16 protein-coding genes are annotated in these 15,298 nt (G+C 65.9%); 15 read left to right on the top strand and 1 reads right to left on the bottom strand.

Annotated elements, in window-relative coordinates; translation table 11 throughout:
* Window positions 1-19 precede the first annotated feature (19 nt).
* The 15 genes from NFU04_RS05030 to lpxL all read left to right on the top strand — a co-directional run bounded on the left by NFU04_RS05030 (window position 20) and on the right by lpxL (window position 13,923).
* Window positions 20-1,180 (top strand): hypothetical protein, encoded by a 1,161-nt coding sequence (locus NFU04_RS05030; protein WP_251308405.1) that lies wholly within the window; start codon window positions 20-22, stop codon window positions 1,178-1,180.
* A gap of 109 nt (window positions 1,181-1,289) precedes the next feature.
* Window positions 1,290-1,997, top strand: coding sequence for a C39 family peptidase (locus NFU04_RS05035; protein WP_251308406.1), 708 nt, complete (start codon window positions 1,290-1,292; stop codon window positions 1,995-1,997).
* Window positions 1,998-2,018: 21 nt separating this feature from the next.
* Window positions 2,019-2,840, top strand: coding sequence for a hypothetical protein (locus NFU04_RS05040; protein ID WP_251308407.1), 822 nt, complete (start codon window positions 2,019-2,021; stop codon window positions 2,838-2,840).
* A gap of 119 nt (window positions 2,841-2,959) precedes the next feature.
* Entirely contained in the window at window positions 2,960-4,030 is a 1,071-nt protein-coding gene (locus tag NFU04_RS05045; protein ID WP_251308408.1) for a transporter, read from the top strand.
* Window positions 4,031-4,198: 168 nt separating this feature from the next.
* Window positions 4,199-4,537, top strand: a complete 339-nt coding sequence (gene ftsB / locus NFU04_RS05050; RefSeq protein WP_251308409.1) for a cell division protein FtsB — start codon at window positions 4,199-4,201, stop codon at window positions 4,535-4,537.
* A 223-nt stretch (window positions 4,538-4,760) separates the two neighbouring features.
* Complete coding sequence (gene ispD / locus NFU04_RS05055; RefSeq protein WP_251308410.1) at window positions 4,761-5,483, top strand: 2-C-methyl-D-erythritol 4-phosphate cytidylyltransferase; 723 nt, start codon at window positions 4,761-4,763, stop codon at window positions 5,481-5,483.
* Window positions 5,483-5,974 carry a 2-C-methyl-D-erythritol 2,4-cyclodiphosphate synthase gene (ispF, locus tag NFU04_RS05060; RefSeq protein WP_251308411.1) on the top strand — a complete coding sequence of 164 codons (492 nt, stop codon included), beginning with the start codon at window positions 5,483-5,485 and terminating at the stop codon, window positions 5,972-5,974. The genes ispD and ispF overlap by 1 nt, the downstream gene beginning before the upstream one ends.
* Entirely contained in the window at window positions 5,971-7,020 is a 1,050-nt protein-coding gene (truD, locus tag NFU04_RS05065) for a tRNA pseudouridine(13) synthase TruD (RefSeq protein WP_251308412.1), read from the top strand. Before ispF ends, truD begins: the two co-directional genes overlap by 4 nt.
* Before the next feature lie 68 nt (window positions 7,021-7,088).
* Window positions 7,089-7,835, top strand: coding sequence for a 5'/3'-nucleotidase SurE (surE, locus tag NFU04_RS05070; RefSeq protein WP_251308413.1), 747 nt, complete (start codon window positions 7,089-7,091; stop codon window positions 7,833-7,835).
* Window positions 7,822-8,487 carry a protein-L-isoaspartate(D-aspartate) O-methyltransferase gene (locus NFU04_RS05075; RefSeq protein WP_251308414.1) on the top strand — a complete coding sequence of 222 codons (666 nt, stop codon included), beginning with the start codon at window positions 7,822-7,824 and terminating at the stop codon, window positions 8,485-8,487. The genes surE and NFU04_RS05075 overlap by 14 nt, the downstream gene beginning before the upstream one ends.
* Window positions 8,484-9,425, top strand: a complete 942-nt coding sequence (locus NFU04_RS05080) for a DUF368 domain-containing protein (RefSeq protein ID WP_251308415.1) — start codon at window positions 8,484-8,486, stop codon at window positions 9,423-9,425. Before NFU04_RS05075 ends, NFU04_RS05080 begins: the two co-directional genes overlap by 4 nt.
* Window positions 9,425-10,582 (top strand): peptidoglycan DD-metalloendopeptidase family protein, encoded by a 1,158-nt coding sequence (locus NFU04_RS05085; RefSeq protein WP_251308416.1) that lies wholly within the window; start codon window positions 9,425-9,427, stop codon window positions 10,580-10,582. The genes NFU04_RS05080 and NFU04_RS05085 overlap by 1 nt, the downstream gene beginning before the upstream one ends.
* 88 nt (window positions 10,583-10,670) lie before the next feature.
* The gene (gene rpoS, locus NFU04_RS05090) at window positions 10,671-11,648 is read left to right on the top strand and encodes an RNA polymerase sigma factor RpoS (RefSeq protein ID WP_251308417.1); all 978 of its coding nucleotides are present in this window, start codon (window positions 10,671-10,673) and stop codon (window positions 11,646-11,648) included.
* A gap of 240 nt (window positions 11,649-11,888) precedes the next feature.
* Window positions 11,889-12,989 (top strand): alanine racemase, encoded by a 1,101-nt coding sequence (gene alr, locus NFU04_RS05095; RefSeq protein ID WP_251308418.1) that lies wholly within the window; start codon window positions 11,889-11,891, stop codon window positions 12,987-12,989.
* Between the two features lie 19 nt (window positions 12,990-13,008).
* Window positions 13,009-13,923 (top strand): LpxL/LpxP family Kdo(2)-lipid IV(A) lauroyl/palmitoleoyl acyltransferase, encoded by a 915-nt coding sequence (gene lpxL / locus NFU04_RS05100; RefSeq protein WP_251308419.1) that lies wholly within the window; start codon window positions 13,009-13,011, stop codon window positions 13,921-13,923.
* A 25-nt stretch (window positions 13,924-13,948) separates the two neighbouring features.
* Here the strand turns inward: lpxL and NFU04_RS05105 are convergent, their stop codons facing one another.
* On the bottom strand, window positions 13,949-15,280 hold the full coding sequence (locus NFU04_RS05105; RefSeq protein WP_251308420.1) for a DUF2254 domain-containing protein: 1,332 nt from the start codon (window positions 15,278-15,280) through the stop codon (window positions 13,949-13,951).
* Window positions 15,281-15,298: the final 18 nt, after the last annotated feature.

The raw sequence follows: 15,298 nt of genomic DNA on the forward strand, positions 1-15,298 counted from the left end.
TTCATTCGGGAGAAAGATCATGAAAACGTTCCAAAAAGCTCCGTTGGCCCTGGCAATCACCGCCCTGATGGTGGCTCCCTATGCGCTGGCCGAGGGTGACCACACGCATATTCTCTACACCGAGCTGGATACTCACTTCGAGAACGATATCACGGTGGATCTAGAGCATAACTCAACTACAAATAAGTACTTCGATGTCGATATTGATGTCTACGATGCTAGCGGCAACTCCTACTCCGGTGCCCTGGTCGATAGCAAGCAGGTGATCGACTATAACGTGGTGGATAACCAGCACTCGGAGAATAATGCCACCGTGGGGGGTAGTGCCGGGAGAAATCTCGGTGGTGTAGGCGATGACGCCTCCGGGAATATCGGGATTAACGTGGCCGCTGGCGATAATAATGCCCAGGCCAATGATGCGGCCCTGTCCGCCTCCGATGCCCATCGTGTCTTCGGTCAGGCCGAGGCCTATTCCGCCCAGTCGGCGACCACTAATACCGTTACTAATGCGGGCAGCCCCAACACCGCCCATATGGGCAATAGTGCCCTGCGCGGAGCCACCGGTAATATCGGGGTGAATATCGCCGCCGGCGTAGGCAATATCCAGCAGAACTCCCTGGCGGCTTCCTCCAATACCAGTGCCGGTTCCGCCCGGGCCACCGCCGCCGGTCAGCAGACCGCCTATGCAAACGATACCGATAACGTTCCTTATGCTCGTGAAAGGTATAGTGTTGCCAACGTGGATCTGGACTTTGAACTGGATGTCAGCGACTTGATCCTGGATCAGGAGTACAACCTCTATCCGGATGATTGGGAAGAGGGGGGTAGCCATTTTCACCCTGAGGGAAGTGCTAGTGGTCATCTGGATCTGGATGATCAGGTACAGGCAACCAGAGATGATAATACTCCTGTAGCTGTCCCGGATTATAATAACGATGGTGGTGCCCTGGCCTTCCGGACCGCCGGTGACACCATGCTGGAAGCCACCATCAGTGGCGAGGTGCCGGTGGTGCAGTCTGTCAATACCTGGCATAGCAATGATGCCACCCTGGACGGCAATGCACTGCGCGGTGCCAGCGGTAATATCGGCGTCAATATCGCCGCTGGTACCAATAATATGCAGCGTAACTCCCTGGCGATTGCCTCTTCTACCGGTAATGGTGGCGGGGAACCCCGGTAATTAATCCCAAGGTGTGATGGATTCTCCCGGCCCGCTTCGGTGGGTCGGGAGCCATCTTGGGCAGCGGCTAAATGCCAGGTGCCAGGGAGGACAGGGAGGAGAGTGGACAATGGAGCTTATAAGATCCTGTGCCGCCGTCTCGGTGGCCTTGCTCTGTTCGGGATCATGGTTCTTCGATGCCCAGGCGGCGGGAGTGCGCCTGGGCACCGTCGTGCCCGGGACGATGGTGACCAAGAGCGTCGAGTCGATTCGCGAGCGACGCTTCGCCAATCTGATCGAGCAGCAGACCGACTTTTCCTGCGCGGCGGCCTCGCTGGCCACCATCCTGCGCTACGCCTACCAGCACGACGAGATGACCGAGGCGGATGTCCTGGAGGGCATGCTGGAGGTGGCCGACCCCGAGCTGGTGCGAGTGCAGGGTTTTTCGCTGCTCGATATCAAGCACTATGTCGAGGGGCTCGGCTTTCGCGGGCGCGGCTATGAAGTGGCCGAGGATACCCTGGACTCGGTCTCCATTCCGGTGATCGTGCTACTGGACCTGGATGGCTACAAGCATTTCGTGGTGATGAAGCGGGCCAGTGGCGATCGCGTCTATGTGGGCGACCCGGCCCTGGGCAATCGCGTGATGCGTCGCGATGAGTTCCTGGAGGCCTGGAACGGCGTCATCTTCGCCGTGGTGGGCGAAGGCTTCGACCGCGATACCGTCTTGTTGAGCCCCAGGCAGCCGCTGACGGCGCATCGCATGCAGGATGTTTTCGCGCCTTTGACCAATCAGAACCTACTCGATTTCGGTTTTCGCCATGCCGACCTGCTATAGCGGGCCTGTAGCGCGTGAGGCATGACCCTACGTAATGAGGGTACCGTCATGAACTGCAAGGAGAATAGAACGTATCAGGGGGTAGCAAGAACCCTCGCCCTGACGGCAATGGCTTCCAGCCTTGCGCTGGGCGGGCTAGCCCATGCCGAAGTGACCAGCTTCGACGACTTTTCGTCGGGACGCCAACTGAGCGATCAGGAGCTGGGCCAGCTCAGGGGGCGTTTCGTCGAGCGCGGCCGCTTGGTGTACTTCGGCGTGCAAATGCGCAGCGAGTGGCACACCAGCGGAGGAGACTATCTGCGCGCCGAGACCCACTTTCGCGGGGATCTGAGCGGTACGGCCCCAAGGGTCACCTTCGAGCCGAACCTGACCATGATAGAGGTGGATAGCGGCGCGGCCCTTCCGCCCGGCAATGGGGCCATGGTCGCCAATGCCGGGACCGACAATGCCTATGGCGTCGTTCAGACGATACAGGCCGGAGGGGACTTCAATTCGGCGACCAATGATTTTCAGGTCGATGTGCTGAGTGCCGAACAATTCAGTGGCTTGGGTCAGCCGGGGCAGGCCAGCGTGGAGCGGCGCCTCGATTCCGGGATCCGCCTGGCCGTGAATCAGGGGCAGTTGGGCCCCGGTGTCGAGTTGAATATACCGGGGGTGGGACGCATCGAGCAGCGCATCGCCCCCCGACTAGGGGTGCGTCAGTCGATTCAGTTAAGCAGCAGCGGGCAACAGGTCCATAACCTGGCTCGGCTGGAGCTTTATATGCAGCGGCAGCCGGCCGGTTCGGGCAATGTGGGAATGCGCCATGCCGTTGAATCGGTTCGTCATCTTGGAGTGCGCTAGCACGCGGTATCAACGAGGCGCTTGACTACACTTAGCCTGCCCGGTGGCGATGCTTGGCTGTCAATCGTTGAAGGGCGGCACCATGGACAACCTAGCCTCTTGGTACCAAGGAGAGCCCAGTGGATAAATGCAAGCCGATCATTCGTAAGGGAACATCATCGCTGTGTCTTGCCATTGCCACCCTGGCTGGAATGGGGACGGCCACCGCTCAGGAGAGGGCCGAGGGAGAGGTGGTACGCGAGGCTCGGCCGAGCCAGAGCGTGGAAAACGTCCTGCGTGAGGAGCATGCCCTGTTTTCCGACAGATTGACCATCGAGCCCGGTATCAACTACTCCTACTCGGATCGCTCTCAACTGGCCCTGCGAGGGTTCCTGGCCCTGGATGCGATCTTCCTTGGCGAAATTAACGTCGATACCGTACAGAGTCACATTACCACCTTTGATATCAATACGCGTTATGGCCTGACGGATCGTCTCGAAGTGGGGTTGGGGTTGCCCTTCGTCTACCGTTCCAGTACTTATCAATCCATCGGCGATGAGTTTTCCACCGAGCGTAATAGCGAGGCCTCGGTCTCCGAGGCCGATATCGGTGATATCAGCCTGTCCCTCTCCTATCGCCTCCTGCCCGAGACGCTGACTCGCCCCGATGTGGTGGTGAGCCTCGGCGTACGGGCTCCCACCGGGACCGACCCCTATGGCATCGCCCTGCGTGAGGATCCCAATACAAACCTGAACATTCCCGATGAATTGCCGACCGGTAACGGGGTCTGGGGCGTCAGCCTGGGGGCCTCGGTTCTCAAGACGCTGGACCCCGCCATCGTCTTCGCCAACCTGGGGTATACCTACAACTTCGAGGAGAGCTTCGACGATATCTCGGCGACCGATGGCGCCCAGCCGGGCGATGTCAAGCTGGGGGATACGATCCGCCTGGGCATGGGGACGGCCTTCGCCCTTAACGAGCGACTGAGCCTGTCGCTCTCCTACTCCCATGAATATATCCGCCAGTCGGAGACCACCCAGAATGGCGTGACCAATAAGGTCGTGGGCAGTGAGGCCAATGTCGGGGTGTTCAATATCGGCGGTACCTATGCCCTTAGCGAAGACGTGTCTGTCGTCACGAACTTCGGGTTTGGCCTGACCGACGATGCCTCTGATATCAGCCTGACCTTCCGTATGCCCTTCCAGATTTAAGTTCGCTTACTGCGCGTGATCTTGCGACAGCGAGGCCCTCGGGGTCTCGCTGTTTTGCTGTGCCTGAGGTCATGGCTCGAGAGCGGGAGGGCGCCTCGACACGACTCGCCGCCACGCCGGCGATAATGGCATAATCGGCGCCGACCTTTTCGTGGATGGGATGACCCGATGCTCAAGTGGCTGGCCGGCGTGCTGCTGGTGCTGATCGTCTTGCTCCAGTATCGCCTCTGGCTCGGCGAGGGCGGCCTGCGCGAGCTCGCCGAGACCCGTGCCCGGGCCGATGCCATGGAGACGGCCAATGAGCCCTTGAGGGCCCGCAACCAGCGCCTGGCCGCCGAGGTGCGCGACCTCAAGACCGGCCTCGATGCCATCGAGGAGCGGGGGCGCAGTGAGCTGGGCATGGTACGCCGCGACGAGCAGTTCTTCTGGGTGCCCGGGGTGGTGATCGAGTCCGCCCTGATCGAGCAGAATGCCCTGTCCCAGGACACCGGGGAGGGCCGCCCATGAGTCCTCGTCTCTGGTTGATCGTGCCCACCCCTTGTGATTCAGAGATGGCTAAGGGGCGCTGGGGGCAGGTTGGAGCAAAGCGTCTTTTTCATGGACGAAAAAGTCGAGCGCCCAGGGATGGGTTCACAGCGTCTTTGCGAAGTGCCTGCCCCCAGGGTAGCCCCGGACCACAGCGCTTGAGGGTAGTTCCCTGCGTTAATCGCTACAGAGGGGAGGGCCGCCCATGAGCCGTCACCTCTGGTTGATCGTGCCCGCCGCCGGGCAGGGGAGAAGGATGGGCGCGGATCGCCCCAAGCAGTACCTGGAACTGGCCGGGCGGCCGATCCTGGCACGCACCCTGACGCGGTTGCACCAGGCCTTCCCCGAGGCGCGCCTGTGCCTCTGCCTCGATCCCGACGACGACTGGTTCGATGCCCGCTGGGTGCCCTTCGCCGACTGGCGACGCACGCCGGGCGGTGCCGAGCGGGTGGACAGCGTGGCCGGAGCCCTGGCAGCCATCGCCGAAGAGGCCGGTGCCGACGACCTGGTGCTGGTCCATGACGTGGCCCGTCCCTGTGTCACCGTCGATGACCTGCATCGGCTCAGAGATGCCGCCCTGGAGGCCGCCGCGGGAGCCATCCTGGCCGCCCCGGTGGCCGATACCATGAAACGCGACGATGGCCAGGGCCATATCCGCGCCACCGAGCCCCGGGAAGGGCTCTGGCATGCCCTGACGCCTCAGGGGTTCGGCTATGCCCTGCTGTGCCGCGCCCTCGAGGCGGCGCGGGCCCAGGGCGTAGCGATCACCGACGAGGCCTCGGCGGTGGAGGCCCTGGGGCTGGCCCCCCGGCTGGTGAGCGGGCGCCGCGACAACCTCAAGGTCACCCATCCCGACGACCTGAGCCTGGCGGGATGGATCCTCGCCGGTCAGGACGACCCTTATCGCAACCCCGGAGAACCTGCCTGATGCGCCTGAGAATCGGCCACGGCTTCGATGTCCATCGCTTCGGCGAGGGCGATCACCTGATGCTGGGCGGGGTACGCATCCCCTTCGACCACGGCTTCGTGGCCCATTCCGATGGCGATGTGCTGTTGCACGCCATCTGCGACGCCCTGCTCGGCGCCTGTGCCCTGGGTGATATCGGCCGTCATTTCCCCGACACCGATGCCGCCTGGGCCGGCGCCGATAGCCGCGACCTGTTGCGCCATGTTTATCGCCTGGTGATCCAGGCCGGCTACCGGCTCGGCAACCTGGATGCCACCCTGATCGCCCAGGCCCCCAAGATGGCGCCCCACCTGGCGGCCATGGTGGACCACCTGGCCGAGGACCTGGCGGCACCACGGGAGGCCATCAACCTCAAGGCCACCACCACCGAGCGGCTGGGCTTCACCGGCCGTGGCGAAGGCATCGCCGCCGAGGCGGTGGTGCTGCTGGAGCGTCATGAGGGCGACGCATGAGCGAGATTCGCTGGCCACCGAACTGGCCGCGGGCCCTGGAGGCGCGCCTCGGCACGCCGCCGCCGGGAGAGTATCGCGCCACCCCCGAGGCCTTCCTGGTGGAGGAGCTGCTCGACTTCGCCCCGGAGGGTGAGGGGGAGCACCTCTGGCTATGGGTGGAGAAGCGCGACCTGACCACCCTCGAGCTGGTCAAGCGCCTGGCTCGAGCCTGCGAGGTGCGGCCCCGGGATATCGGCTACGCCGGCCTCAAGGATCGCCAGGCGGTGACCCGTCAGTGGCTGTCGGTGCACCTGCCCGGCCGCGAGGCCCCGGAGGACCTGGCGGCGCGCCTGGGGGAGACCCCGGTGCGGCTGCTCAAGCTGTGCCGCCATCCGCGCAAGCTCAAGCGCGGCGTGCACAAGGGCAACCGCTTCCGCCTGCGCCTGACCGGCGAGGCCTGCGAGACCGCCGACTTCGATGCCCGCTGGCAGGCGCTGGTGGAGCAGGGCGTACCCAACTATTTCGGCCCCCAGCGCTTCGGCCACGAGGGGCGCAACCTGGGGCGCGCCGAGGCCCTGCTGGCGCGAGGCTGGCGCAAGCGCGCCGACCCGGAGGGCCTGCTGCTCTCTGCGGCGCGCAGCTACCTCTTCAACGAGTTGCTGGCGACGCGCCTCGCCGAGGGGAGCTGGGCCACGCCGCTGCCCGGCGAGCTGGTGATCCTGGATGGCACCGCCAGCCAGTTCCTGGTGGAGACCCCGGATGAGGCGCTCCTGGCCCGGGCCGAGCGCCTCGACCTGCACCCCAGCGGCGTGCTCTGGGGCAAGGGGCGCCTGGGCAGCCGCGACCAGGCGGCGCTGCGAGAACAGGCCCTGACGACGGCGGCGCCGGCGCTGTGTGCCGGCCTCGAGGCCGCCGGGGTCAGCCTGGGGCGGCGCGCCCTGCGCCTGCGCCTGGGCAATCCCAGTCTGCAGCGCGATGCGCATGGGGTATGGCTCGCCTTCGACCTGCCCCGGGGCGGCTTCGCCACCGCCGTGCTTCGCGAACTGATGACTCACCCGACCCTATAGCCCCCGAATCCGACGGCGCTGCGCCGAGGAAGCATCCGCGCGGCCATTGGACAAGACGAGGACCAAGGATGCGACGACTGCTGCTCTCCAATGACGATGGCGTCCACGCCCCGGGCCTGCGGGCCCTCTACGATGCCTTGACGGGGATCGCGCGGCTGCGAGTGGTGGCCCCGGACCGCGACAAGAGCGGGGCCAGCAACTCCCTGACCCTGACCCGGCCGCTGGCCCTCAATGCCCTGGACAACGGCTTCTACAGCGTCGACGGCACCCCTGCGGACTGCGTCTACCTGGGCGTCAGCGACCTCTGGGAGGAGACCCCGGACCTGGTGATCTCCGGCATCAACCACGGTGCCAACCTGGGCGACGACGTCCTCTACTCCGGCACCGTGGCGGCGGCCATGGAGGGGCGCAACCTGGGCCGGCCGGCCATCGCCATGTCGCTGGTAGGGCATCGCCACTTCGAGACCGCCGGCCGGGTGGCGGCGAGCCTGGTGGGGGCCGCCGATACCCTGTCGCTGCCGCCGCGCAGCCTGCTCAATGTCAATGTGCCCGACCTGCCCTGGGACCAGATCCAGGGGTTCCGGGTGACGCGGCTGGGCTTTCGCGGTCCCGCCGCCCGCCCGCTGCGGGTGCAGGACCCCCGGGGCCGCGAGCGCTACTGGATCGCCGCCGTGGGGGAGAGTGCCGACGATGGCCCCGATACCGATTTCGCCGCCGTGGAGGCGGGCTATGTCTCCATCACGCCGCTGCAGGCCGACCTGACCCGGCAGGCGGCCCTGGCCGACGTACGAGGCTGGCTGGATGCACTCGCTTGAATTACGCGGTATCGGCATGACCTCCCAGCGCACCCGGGATCGCCTGGCGCGGCGCCTGGCCCGGGCCGGTATCGACGAACCCCGGGTGCTGGAGGCGATGGCCGCCGAGCCGCGTCACCTCTTCCTCGACGAAGCCCTGGCCCACCGCGCCTACGAAGATACCGCCCTGCCCATCGGCCACGGCCAGACGCTCTCCCAGCCGTGGATGGTGGCACGCATGAGCGAACTGGTGGTCAGAGAAGCGCCACGGCGAGTGCTGGAGATCGGCACCGGGTCCGGCTACCAGACCCTGATCCTGGCCCGACTGGTGCCCGAGGTCTGGTCGGTGGAGCGTATCGCCGCCCTGCACCGCCGCGCCGCGGAACGCCTGCGGCGCCTGGCGGCTCATCAGGTGCACCTGCGCCTGGCCGATGGCGGCCATGGCTGGCCGGAGGCGGCGCCCTTCGACGTGATCCTGCTGACCGCCTGCGCCAGCGAGCTGCCCGAGGCGTTGCTGGAGCAACTGACGGAGGGCGGGGTGCTGATCGCCCCGCTGGAGGATGGCGATGGCCAGCAGTGGTTGACCCGGGTTCAGCGCCAGGGGCAGGGTTATGAATATCAGCGGCTCGAGCGGGTTCGCTTCGTGCCGTTACTGGAAGGAGTCATTCGTTGAAGTCCAAGGTTACCCTCTTCCTCAAGGGCGCCGGCATGGGGGCCGCCGATGCGGTTCCCGGCGTCTCCGGAGGCACCATCGCCTTCGTCACCGGCATCTACGAGGAGCTGATCCACACCATCAAGCAATTCGGCCCCGAGGCCTTCGGTGCCTGGCGCCGCGGCGGCCTCGGTGGCCTGGTGGCGCACCTCAACCTGGCCTTCCTGCTGCCGCTGCTGCTGGGGATCGCGATCAGCCTGGTCAGCGTGGCGCATCTGGTGACCTGGCTGCTGGAGACCCAGCCGCTGCTGCTGGATGCCTTCTTCTTCGGCCTGGTGGCCGCCTCGGCCCTGGTGGTCAGCCGCAGCCTGCGCCACTGGCGCTACTGGCATATCCTGCCGTTGATCGGCGGCCTGCTGCTGGCCCGCGCCCTGCCGGGGCTGATGCCCATCGTGGCGGAGCTGGGGGTGGAGCCGTTGATGCTGGTGGTAGCCGGCGCCATCGCCATCAGCGCCATGCTGCTGCCGGGGGTCTCCGGGAGCTTCCTGCTGCTGACCATGGGGCTCTATGGCACCGTGATGGAGGGCATCAAGAGTTTCGATCTGGCCTTGATCGCCCAGTTCGGAGTGGGCTGTGCCATCGGCCTGTTCTGCTTCTCGCGGCTGCTCTCCTGGTTGCTCCGGCATGCCCGTACCGGCACCCTGCAGCTGATGATCGGCTTTATCGTCGGCGCCCTGCCGCTGCTGTGGCCCTGGCGGGAGCTGGTGAGCTATCAACTGGGGCCCGAGCAGCAGATGATTCCCCTGGATTATCGCTACCTGCTGCCCCATGACTATGCGCTGCTGACCGGCGAGTCGGCGCAGCTTATTCCCGTCCTGGCGTTGATGCTGGCGGGCTTGATTCTGGTGCTGGCGATCAGCCGTCAGGCCGGTTCCCAGGCATCTCAAGGAGGACACTGATGCGTAAGGCACTCTTGGTATCGGCGGTGGCCCTGGCCATGGCGGGCTGTGTCGCCCAGCAACCCGCGGGACAGGTCACCGTACGCGACCTCTCCATGGCCCGGGAGACCACGACCCCGGCCAGCTATACCGTGGCGCCCGGCGATACCCTCTATGGTATCGCCTGGCGCCACGACATGGATTATCGCGAGCTGGCGCGGCTCAACGCCATCGGGCCTCCCTATCAACTGCAGCCGGGCCAGCAGCTGCGCCTGGGCGGCGGTGAGGGGGGGCAGGCCCCGGCCGGCGGCGCCGATGTGGTCGCCTCCTCCGGCGTGCGGGTCACCCCCCTGGGCGAGGCGCCGGCGGATGGCGAGAACGACTGGCTGGCCCCGGACGAGGCCGCCATCGAGCGCAATCGTCGCCTGACCGCCACGCCCCTGGGCGAGGAGACGGACGCGGCGACGAGCCAAGCCGAAGAGGACGACGCCCTGGTCGCTCCCGGCCCGGTGGTCAACCCCGACAGCCCCGGCGCCGATGGCCGCCTCAGCGAGCGTGACCTGGCGGAGCGCGAGGCCCGCGAGGCGCGTCAAGCCCAGGAAGCGGCCGCCCGTGAACCCGCCGTTGAGAGCTCAAGCACCGCCAGCCGGGATACTGGGGCCGAGGCGGTCGCCGACACGCAATCGTCATCGGCGCCAGAGGATACTGGGGCCGGGGAGAGCGAGGCGGCCGACGCCGCGACTCCTGCCGAGACGGCCGCGCCGGCCGACGAGACGCGTCGCCAGCGCACCTACACGCCGGTGGCCGAGGTGCCCTGGCAGTGGCCGGTCGATGGCGAGGTGGTCGGCAATTTCGGCGACGCTGGCAACATCACCGCCGGCATTGATATCGCCGGACAAAAGGGGCAACCTGTCAAGGCGGCCGGGCCGGGGATCGTGGTCTACGCGGGCAGCGGCGTCAGGGGCTACGGCAACCTGATCCTGCTCAAGCACAACGACGACTTCCTCAGTGCCTATGCCCACAACGACAGCCTCAACGTCAGCGAAAACGACGTGGTGGAGGCGGGCGAGGTGATCGCCACCATGGGCGATACCGACGCCGACCGGGTCAAGTTGCATTTCGAGGTACGGCGTAACGGCCAGCCTCAGGATCCCCTGACATTCCTGCCGCCGCGCTGAGGCGACAGAGCGAATAACAACAAGCAAGGATCGAGGGCGGGTGCCGCCGGCACCCGCTGTTCCAGGGTCTGATGAATGGGGTAGTACCATGAGCATGCTCGAACGCGATCTGCAGGACATGGGCATCGAGTCCGTCGACGAGGCCATCCAGGAAGACGCGGAGGTGGTCGACGATGACAAGGCGTCCGATGAGTTCGAGAAGGCCCTGAGCCGGGAAGAGAACACCTACCACCACAGCCTGGACGCCACCCAGATCTACCTCAACGAGATCGGCTTCTCGCCGCTACTGAGCCCCGAGGAAGAGGTTCACTACGGGCGCCTGGCCCAGGCCGGGGATCCCGCCGGGCGGTCGCGGATGATCGAGTCCAACCTGCGCCTGGTGGTCAAGATCGCCCGCCGTTACCTCAACCGGGGGCTCTCCTTGCTCGACCTGATCGAGGAGGGCAACCTGGGCCTGATCCGCGCCGTGGAGAAGTTCGACCCGGAGCGGGGCTTCCGCTTCTCCACCTATGCCACCTGGTGGATTCGCCAGACCATCGAACGGGCGCTGATGAACCAGACCCGCACCATCCGGCTGCCGATTCATGTGGTCAAGGAACTCAATATCTACCTGCGGGCGGCCCGGGAGCTGACCCAGAAGCTTGATCACGAGGCCACCCCGGAGGAGATCGCCGACTTCCTCGACAAGCCGGTGGCCACGGTCAAGAAGATGCTCGGCCTCAACGAGCGCGTCTCCTCGGTGGATTACCCCATGGGCAGCGAGAGCGACAAGCCGCTGATCGAGACCCTGGCCGACGACAACGAACAGGGGCCGGAATCCTGGTTGCTGGACGTGGACGTCAAGCAGCACGTGGATGACTGGCTGGCGGAGCTCACCGACAAGCAGATGGAAGTGGTGGTGCGGCGCTTCGGCCTGCGCGGCCACGAGGCCGCGACCCTGGAAGAGGTCGGCGAGGAGATCGGCCTGACCCGTGAGCGGGTCCGCCAGATCCAGGTGGAGGCCCTGAAGAAGCTGCGTCGTGTGCTGGAGAAGCAGGGCCTGGATCTGAACGCCATCTTCGAATAGATCGATGAGGCCATCGGAGACTCCCGAAGGGGCGGCGCCTGGCGTCGCCCCTTCTCGTTGGGGGATATCACTCGCCTTTCGTCGATGGGTTAGAGCTTATTTCTGAACTCATGCCTTGTGACAAATAAAGTTAATGAAATTCATGCCATATTTGGTGATTAGATGGCGTGAAATCGGGGCTTTTCTGGCAAATAATCATGTTTTCTTGACGACTTGCCGACAGCCCCCCTGGAGACACCCATGGCACGCCCCCTGATCGCCGATATCGACCTCGAGGCCCTGCGCCACAACTACTGCCTGGCCCGTGACCTGGCGCCCGACAGCCAGGCGGTGGCGGTGCTCAAGGCGGACGCCTATGGCCATGGTGCCGTGGCCTGTGCCCGGGCCCTGGAGGATCTGGCCCCGGCCTTCGCGGTGGCCTGCATCGAGGAGGCCATCGCCCTGCGCGAGGCGGGAATCGCCACGCCCATCGTGCTGCTGGAAGGCATCTTCGAGGCCGGCGAGCTGGAGCTGGTGGATGCCCATGGACTGTGGGTCGCCGTCCACAGCGACTGGCAGCTGGAGGCGCTGCTCGCCTATCGTCCCCAACGGCCGATCCCGGTATGGCTCAAGGTCGACTCCGGCATGCACCGCCTGGGCTTCGCCCCGGAGCAGGCCGAAGCGGTCTGGGAGCGGTTGGCGGCGGCCCCCGAGGTGGTCGGAGAGATGCAGCTGATGAGCCACTTCGCCACCGCCGATGCGGCGCATCCGGCCTATTTCGAGACCCAGTTGCTGCGCATGCGCGCCCTGGCCGAGCGGCTCGACGCGCCCCTGTGCCTGGCCAACTCCCCGGCGACCCTGGCCCACCCGGAGGCCCACGGCGCCTGGAATCGCCCCGGGGTGATGCTCTACGGCAGCGACCCCCTCGAGGTGGCCAACGAGGCGAGCCGCGGCCTGCAGCCGGTGATGACGCTGCGCTCCGAGATCATCGCCGTGCGCGATCTGGCCCCCGGCGAGCCGGTGGGTTATGCCGGGCGCTGGAAGGCGCCGCGCCCGGCGCGGATCGGCGTGGTGGCCTGCGGTTATGGCGATGGCTACGACCGCCACGCCGTGGATGGTACCCCGGTGCTGGTCGATGGCCGGCGCACCGCCATCGCCGGCAAGGTCTCCATGGACATGCTGACCGTGGACCTTACCGAGCTGCCCGAGGCGCAAATCGGCAGCGAGGTGGTGCTCTGGGGCCGTGCCGCGAATGGGACCCTGCTCTCGGTGGACGAGGTGGCTCGTCACTGCGACACCATCAGCTACACCCTGCTCACCGGGGTGCTGCCTCGGGCCCCGAGGCGCTATAATCGCGGCTGATTCTACGCAGGTTGCCGCTATGCCCAAGGACGATGCCCAGACCTCCTTCGCCCATCCCCGCTACTGGCCCGCCTGGCTGGGCATCGGCGCCATGCGCCTCGGGGCCTGGTTACCCTGGCGCCTGAAGATGGTGGTGGGCCAGGGGATCGGCCTGCTGGCCTGGCGCCTGGCCAGGCGTCGGCGGCATATCACCGAGACCAACCTGCGGCTGTGCTTTCCCGAGCTCACCGAGGCGCGGCGTGCCGAGCTGGTCCGCGAGACCTTTATCGCCAACGGCATCGGCCTGCTGGAGACCGCCACCGGCTGGTGCCGCGATCCCGAGCATCTGCGCCACCGGGTCACCTTTCAGGGCCAGGAGCATATGGCGCGGGTGCAGGCTCAGGGCAAGGGCGCGCTGATCCTCGGCATTCACTTCTCGACCCTGGACCTGGGCGGGGCGCTGCATTCGCTGTTCTTTCGCGCCGATGCGGTGCAGCGTCCCCATGACAATCCGCTCTTCAACCGCTTCATGGCACGTGCCCGGGCACCCTACTTCGATGCGGTCCTCGACCGTCATGACCTGCGCGGCGTGGTCAGGCGCCTCAAGGCGGGGCATAACGTCTGGTACTCGCCGGACCAGGACTTCGGCCGCGAGGCCAGCGTCTTCGCCCCCTTCTTCGGCATCGAAGCCGCCACGGTGCGGATGACCTCGCGCATCGCACGCCTGACCGGGGCCCCGGTCATCCCGCTGATCTTCCATCGTAACCCGGATAATCGTACCTATACCCTGGAGTATCTGCCGCCGCTGGAGGACTTTCCCTCCGGCGACGAGGTCGCCGATGCCACCCGCGTCAACGCCGTTATCGAGCAGGCGATCCGCCGGCACCCGGAGCAGTACCTGTGGCTGCACCGGCGCTTCAAGACTCGCCCGGAGGGCGCCCCCGGGGTCTACTGACCGCGGTGCCCCCCGGCCCCTTCACTCAGCTATCGCCGAGGCTGGCGGGCAGGCTGAGGCGATGCTGGCCGTGTCGCAGGCGCTCGGTGATAAAGGCGCGATCCATGGGATGTCGGTTGTTGGCATCCAGTGCCTCGACGATGCGATCCGCCATGGACTGAAGGCTGCTCAGTTGCGCCTCGTCGGCCAGCAGCGATAGGGACTTGGTGGCCTTGAGCAGGCCGAGCAGGGCGCTCTGATCCTCGGCACCATAGTGCAGCAGCGGCACGAACAGGCGGTGCAGCAGGCTGTCGAAACGCTCCACCGGCCAGGTCACGAGGCGCCGACCGTCGTCGTCCACCAGGGTATTGGCGGGTTGCCAGCTTTGGTACTGACCGAGCAGGTCGGTCAATCGGTGCAGGCATAGCCGTGCGGTGCCGGGATCATTGATGCCCGGCGAGAGCGCCTTGATCGCCACTTCCATCAGCTGAGTCATGCCGTGAACGAAGTGTTCGTCGATGGATTCCCCGCTCAAGTAGGTCATGGTCTCGCACACCGCCTGGCACCACTCCTCGTTGGGGGCGTCCTCGCACTCGAGGATGATGATGGGCAGTCCCTCCACTACGTAGTCGCCGAAGCGGAAGGTCAGGTGAATGACGCCGCCGATGCCCTCGGCGAGCCTGGCCAGCTTCTGCAGGTCGGCGTTCTGCAGGTAGCCTGCCCGGGTGGCGCGAATCTCGTGACAGCGCCTCAAGGGCACCGCCGAGGCCGCAACGAAGCGCCAGCGGGGATGCTGTTCCCGGGCCTTGGCCCGAGTCATGGAGACTAGGGTGGTCTGATGCAGGTTGCTGATCACGGCATCGACCTGGATCGACTGGGAGGCGTTGTGGATAAAGAAGACGAACAGTCCCAGGCAGTGGGTGACCATGGCGCAGGCGGCGTAAACCGCGAGGGAGCGCCAGGTCGCCTCTTCATCGGCCACATCGGGCACGATCAAGAGCATCAGAATGAACAGGATGGTGCCGAGGTAATGCCCCAGTACCCACTGGTGGCGACGCTCGGAGATCAGCCCGAAGACCAGCTTGTGAGAGAAGTTGCCGCCGGCCTGGGAGAGCACCGACATCACCATCGAGAAGCTGAATACCATCAGCGAAATCATCCCGCCGAGCAGGGCGGCGAGCAGCGACTGGGCGTCGCTCGGCGAGGACAGGCTCAGTCGCCGAAGGGCCAGGGGCAGGACATCGTCGGTGACGGGGGGCAGCCAGGCCAGTAGCCCCAGGGCGACGTAGGCCAGGGCGGCCAGTGTCGGCAGGTAGGCGATGCTGGTGGTGAAGCGCTTGAACAGCTCGATTGGGTGAAGCAACTGAGTCATCGACATGGCGGTTCCTTCCCTGAC

The organism is Halomonas sp. NCCP-2165 (assembly GCF_023708045.1).
Taxonomy (GTDB): Bacteria; Pseudomonadota; Gammaproteobacteria; order Pseudomonadales; family Halomonadaceae; genus Bisbaumannia; species Bisbaumannia pacifica.

Excerpts from the sequence above, each read along its gene's own strand:
- ispF (WP_251308411.1), top strand. The coding sequence starts at position 5,483 with ATGCGCCTGAGAATCGGCCACGGCTTCGATGTCCATCGCTTCGGCGAG.
- NFU04_RS05105 (WP_251308420.1), bottom strand. The coding sequence starts at position 15,280 with ATGTCGATGACTCAGTTGCTTCACCCAATCGAGCTGTTCAAGCGCTTC.
- NFU04_RS05075 (WP_251308414.1), top strand. The coding sequence starts at position 7,822 with ATGCACTCGCTTGAATTACGCGGTATCGGCATGACCTCCCAGCGCACC.
- NFU04_RS05040 (WP_251308407.1), top strand. The coding sequence starts at position 2,019 with ATGACCCTACGTAATGAGGGTACCGTCATGAACTGCAAGGAGAATAGA.
- ftsB (WP_251308409.1), top strand. The coding sequence starts at position 4,199 with ATGCTCAAGTGGCTGGCCGGCGTGCTGCTGGTGCTGATCGTCTTGCTC.
- NFU04_RS05085 (WP_251308416.1), top strand. The coding sequence starts at position 9,425 with ATGCGTAAGGCACTCTTGGTATCGGCGGTGGCCCTGGCCATGGCGGGC.
- lpxL (WP_251308419.1), top strand. The coding sequence starts at position 13,009 with ATGCCCAAGGACGATGCCCAGACCTCCTTCGCCCATCCCCGCTACTGG.
- ispD (WP_251308410.1), top strand. The coding sequence starts at position 4,761 with ATGAGCCGTCACCTCTGGTTGATCGTGCCCGCCGCCGGGCAGGGGAGA.
- surE (WP_251308413.1), top strand. The coding sequence starts at position 7,089 with ATGCGACGACTGCTGCTCTCCAATGACGATGGCGTCCACGCCCCGGGC.
- truD (WP_251308412.1), top strand. The coding sequence starts at position 5,971 with ATGAGCGAGATTCGCTGGCCACCGAACTGGCCGCGGGCCCTGGAGGCG.
- rpoS (WP_251308417.1), top strand. The coding sequence starts at position 10,671 with ATGAGCATGCTCGAACGCGATCTGCAGGACATGGGCATCGAGTCCGTC.
- alr (WP_251308418.1), top strand. The coding sequence starts at position 11,889 with ATGGCACGCCCCCTGATCGCCGATATCGACCTCGAGGCCCTGCGCCAC.
- NFU04_RS05035 (WP_251308406.1), top strand. The coding sequence starts at position 1,290 with ATGGAGCTTATAAGATCCTGTGCCGCCGTCTCGGTGGCCTTGCTCTGT.
- NFU04_RS05030 (WP_251308405.1), top strand. The coding sequence starts at position 20 with ATGAAAACGTTCCAAAAAGCTCCGTTGGCCCTGGCAATCACCGCCCTG.